This is a genomic window from Vibrio sp. 10N.261.55.A7, from assembly GCF_002877365.1.
Lineage (GTDB): Bacteria > Pseudomonadota > Gammaproteobacteria > Enterobacterales > Vibrionaceae > Vibrio.
The window spans coordinates 1-4,844 of record NZ_MCWZ01000114.1 but is presented as its reverse complement, the minus strand read 5'-3'; the positions used below and the strand labels follow the sequence as shown (position 1 = coordinate 4,844).

At 45.9% G+C, this 4,844-nt stretch carries 3 protein-coding genes and 1 pseudogene; all 4 read left to right on the top strand.

Features of this window, described 5'->3' with window-relative positions; genetic code table 11:
* Positions 1 to 325 precede the first annotated feature (325 nt).
* On the top strand, positions 326 to 1,033 hold the full coding sequence (locus BCU12_RS08415) for a response regulator transcription factor (protein ID WP_102403894.1): 708 nt from the start codon (positions 326 to 328) through the stop codon (positions 1,031 to 1,033).
* Positions 1,023 to 2,477, top strand: a complete 1,455-nt coding sequence (locus BCU12_RS08410) for a HAMP domain-containing sensor histidine kinase (RefSeq protein WP_102403893.1) — start codon at positions 1,023 to 1,025, stop codon at positions 2,475 to 2,477. The genes BCU12_RS08415 and BCU12_RS08410 overlap by 11 nt, the downstream gene beginning before the upstream one ends.
* 75 nt (positions 2,478 to 2,552) lie before the next feature.
* On the top strand, positions 2,553 to 3,860 hold the full coding sequence (locus BCU12_RS08405; protein ID WP_102403892.1) for an ABC transporter substrate-binding protein: 1,308 nt from the start codon (positions 2,553 to 2,555) through the stop codon (positions 3,858 to 3,860).
* A 363-nt stretch (positions 3,861 to 4,223) separates the two neighbouring features.
* Positions 4,224 to 4,844 (top strand): annotated as a pseudogene (locus BCU12_RS08400) (glucose-6-phosphate dehydrogenase); the annotation flags it as partial.

The window sequence follows — 4,844 nt, the reverse complement described above, 5'->3', positions numbered from 1 at the left end:
GCCTAAGACAGCGTTTGTTATTGGTTGAATGAGTCAAAACCCAATGTTTCAAATAGGCTTTGTTAACACTCAAACATCATAACGAGAGACAAAATGTTGAAGGTTACAAATGAATAGGGATTTGTAAGTGAACTCTTACAAAATTAGTGCTTTGTAAGGCGCAAATTACAAACACTCAGATTGAGTTCATGAATGGCTCACTGCATCATATTGATATAATTATTGATCGGGTGAATTGGTTGAATAATGAGGCTCTTTTATAAAGAATTTTATTTAGACATCGGCCATTTAACTCATCAGATAACGCGACAAGGGATGACGTATCATGGACAACAAACAGATACTGGTTGTTGACGACAACTTAGAACTGCGAGATGCATTGTCTGACTATTTAGGCCGAGCAGGGTTTAATGTGTTAGGGGCTGAAAATGGTGAAGTCATGTGGCAATTGCTTGGCGATCATCAGCCTGACCTCATTATTCTCGACATCATGATGCCTGGCGACGATGGCTTTACCCTTTGTCAGCAGCTTCGTCGCCTCTCGGATGTGCCCATCATTATGCTTACTGCCGTGACAGAAGAAGCCGACAGAGTCGCCGGGCTCGAAATGGGGGCTGACGACTACATTACCAAATCTTTTAGCCCACGAGAGCTTCTCGCTCGCATCAAAACGATATTGCGCCGCAGTCACGCATCCAGCCACCCGAAAATGGCCAGACGCATTCGCTTTTCCGATTGGCAACTTGATACGGTAACGCGCCAGCTCATCCACCTTCCGAGCAATACCATTAAACAACTTAGCGGTGCTGATTTATCACTGTTGGCGCTTTTTGTCGGCAATGCGGAAGCAATATTGTCTCGTGACGACATCGCACGTGAAATATGGGGGCGAGACGCCGACCCACTTGAACGCGGTATCGATGTTCAAATAAGCCGTCTGCGTCATCACCTTGAAGACAAAGATCGCTCTTTGATCATTACCGTTCGCAACAAGGGCTATATGTTAACTTCGAGCGCACACTATGAAAGCTAGCCTGCTGACGAAACCTCGAATTTGGTCCAACTCGCTGGCAATACGAACCAGCCTATTCTTGATGTTGGTGATTCTATTGGCTCAAATTCTTGCGGGGACTATTTGGTATCAACACGCCAATGAGCGTGACAAACAGGGGTTAACCACCACCGTTCAAAGCCTGGCAAAAAGCGCCTCTTCGACGATCTCTTTTTTCCAGACTCTGCCCTCTGAATATCGCCACCTCGTTCTTAATCAACTCAGAAGCATGGGTGGGACCCGTTTTTTTGTGTCACTCAATAATCACGAAATTCCAGTAAAACCTTTGCCCGAAAGCGAACGAAAAACACTGGTTATCAATGAAGTAGAGACGGTCTTACATGATGAAGTGGAGGGATCGCCAACCATCAAGGTAGAGTTCACGTTGCGTGACGATTTACGTGTCTTCAATAATGAGCTTTCCATCGACGGCCTCCCTCTACTTTGGGCCCACTATTCTCTCTCTTATGGTGACATCAACCCGCCGATTCTTGTCATGCAAGTCGAAGTCGCGCCAGAAGAGTGGTTCTATCTTGCAGCCGTTCTTCCTGCCCCTTATGTGGCGCTAGAAACCAGCTACTTTGACCTGCGCGAATGGTTTACTCTGCTGCTTTCAGCCGTGCTGCTTCTGATCTGTACTTGGTTTGTCGTACGCAGAGAGATACGACCAATACGTCAGTTAGCGAAAGCCGCCACACTGATGTCGAGCCGTTTAAAAGTGCCTGAAGTAAAAGAAGAAGGCAGCGCTGAACTGAAAGCCGCGGTCAGAGCATTCAACAAGATGAATCGACGAATCGATAGCCACATCAAAGACAGAGAGATGCTATTTGGCGCCATTTCACACGATCTCAAAACCCCCATTGCCTGCCTAAAACTGCGCTCTGAAATGTTGGACGATGATGAAGAACGAGAGCGCTTCACTCGCATTACCAATGATCTCGACCTTATGGTCAAAGGGGCGCTTCAGTGCATTAAAGAAACGGATATACACGAGGAGATTGAGCCCATTGAGATTGATCAACTGCTTAGACATATCGCCTCATTTGTTGACCACGATTCTGAGCACGTGACGATCAAAGGACACTCAAATTCCCCGTTCATCGGCAAGCCTTTGGCCATCAAGCGCTGCATTCAAAATCTCGTCGACAACGCGATAAAGTATGGGCAACGAGCCGAAATAGAGGTTAAGGATGACGATGAGCAGTTGATCATTATCATTCAAGACCAAGGGCATGGCGTCACCGACTTGATGATAGACAGGCTATGTGAACCTTACTTCCGCGCTAACCCTAATGGTGAACAGGAAGGCAATGGATTAGGGCTAACGATTTCACAAAGCATCATCAAAGCGCATGGCGGGGATTTACAATTGTCAGTAACAAACCGTGGCGGGCTCTGCGCCACCCTGCTATTCCCAAGAGACTAATACGTAAGAATTGGATGCCGTAGTATTGGTTTCCTTAAAATTCGCGCACATTGCGACTGAGAGATTCAACTTATTATGCGAAATAGAATCAACCCTTCTTCATCAGAAAAGCCTCGAAACAGGTACATTGGTCTACTCACGACGGCATTCATAGCGTCGCTTAGCTTCAATGCCTCTGCTGATGTTGAATTCCTCCATTGGTGGACATCACAAGGCGAAAGAAAAGCACTGGCGATACTTGAGCAGCAGCTTGAAACCTCGCCACTCAAAATATCAACGTCTTCAGTGCTTGGTGGCGGTGGTGACAGCGCCATGACGGTTCTTCAGGCTCGGGCACTCGCAGGCAATACACCGAGCTTTGCGCAAATAGAAGGGCCAAGCATTAAAGCCTGGGATGCGATTGGTATCTTGCACAGTATCAATGACGTGGCCAAAACGCATCGCTGGGATGAGACGCTCTATCCGCTCTCTATCGATGTCAACAAAACCGAGAATGGCTTTGTCGCATTGCCTTTAACGCTGCATCGCCTCAACTGGTTGTGGGTTAACCATCGACTTCTTAAGCAACTGAATCTTGAAGCGCCGAAGACTTGGCCGGATATGTTTGAGGCAATGGAGCAAGCGAAACTAGAGGGGTTAATGCCACTCGCGATCGGAAAGCAACCGTGGCAAATTGCGCAGCTTTTTGAAAGTCTGGTGATAGCGTCTGGCGGGGTCGATTTCTACAAAACCGCGTTAGTGGATCTTAACAGAAACAACATCGATTCAGCGCAGATGCGTCATGCCTTAAAGCAGTTTCGACGCTTGAGCGACTTACTCAACTCCCCTTCTGGCCCTAACGCGCAGTATGAGCCGCTCGCCAACCAAAAGTGGGATACCGCTACCGCCGCGCTCGCGAGTGATACAGCGTTATTTCAACTGGGCGGAGATTGGATATTAGGCGATCTTATGGCCAAAGGGATTTCAGTACCAAGCCATATAGGCTGCTACCCTGCGCCCCAATCGCACAATATTTTCCTCTATAACATGGACAGCTTTATTTTTATGGCAAGTAAAGAGTTCTCAAAACACAAAGCGAACCAAGTGGCGAATATCCTTGCCGATAAAGATTTTCAGGCGCGATTCAATAAAGTGAAAGGTTCAATTCCCGTTCGAACCGACATTGATATGAGCACCTTTAACGCCTGCCAGATTCAATCTTATAATGATTTCAACTACGCCAATCAACATGGTCTAACCGCCCCAAGCATGACCGATTCCATGGCCGTTAACCCGGTTGCACAGCAAGCCATCAACTCTGAAATATTTCGTTACTATAGAAATCATCAGGTATCGGAAGACGAAATTATTAAGAGAATTATTTCTATTGCGGAGAGTAACTAATCGTTTGCTATTCCGTACCGCTATGGATTTGCAGAAAACGATTACCCATCAAAGAGTAATCGCACAATGGCAAGCAATTAACCAACGGTCGTTCTGTTTATAGCGAGCGACTGACCTTCGGCGAACTGTTGATAATTTATCCATTTGGACAAAATTATCAATATCGTGCCACAACCTGACTTGATGTATGTCAAATTGTCATGGACAATACCCGCCCGTATCAAGGTGACTTTTTCACCTTCATTACCAATCAAAATTCATCGGTTCTATCTATTGCTATAATAGGTACGGCCTAATATCCATTTTAGAATGCCGCTGTTATTGTTAGCGCATACTAAAGACCTCGTTTTCATAGGAAAGATGATGGTAATACCTGAAAACAGCAGCATCGTAATTTTTGGTGCTTCGGGAGACCTTACGTATCGTAAGTTGATCCCTGCTTTATACCACCTTTATGCGGATAATCAGCTCCCAAAATCGTTTGCGATTCTTGGTGTGAGCAGAACGGATTACAGCGATGAGTCTTACCGCGCTAAGTTAAAGCAATCTCTTCAGGAAATGGAAAAAACAGAACCTGAAGTCTTGAACGCATTCATTGAGCATCTTCATTATCAAGCCATCAATACATCTGATGTTGATGACTATGCGCGATTGGCCACTCGTTTAGAGCAGATTGAGCACGATTATCAACTCGATAATCACAACACACTATTCTACTTGGCGACACCACCAAGCTTGTACGGCGTGATTCCAGCTCACCTTGCTGCTCATGGTCTCAATGAAGAAACCAACGGCTGGCGTCGACTGATCATTGAGAAGCCATTCGGCTACGATCTCGATTCCGCTCAAAATTTAGATGAAGAAATTCATCACCACTTCCAAGAACACCAAATCTATCGCATTGACCACTACCTTGGTAAAGAAACCGTTCAAAACCTATTGGTTCTTCGTTTCTCTAACGCGATGTTTGAACCGTTGTGGAAC

What these genes read in the sequence shown, in the direction of transcription:
- BCU12_RS08410 (WP_102403893.1), top strand. Translation starts at nt 1,023, where the DNA reads ATGAAAGCTAGCCTGCTGACGAAACCTCGAATTTGGTCCAACTCGCTG.
- BCU12_RS08415 (WP_102403894.1), top strand. Translation starts at nt 326, where the DNA reads ATGGACAACAAACAGATACTGGTTGTTGACGACAACTTAGAACTGCGA.
- BCU12_RS08405 (WP_102403892.1), top strand. Translation starts at nt 2,553, where the DNA reads ATGCGAAATAGAATCAACCCTTCTTCATCAGAAAAGCCTCGAAACAGG.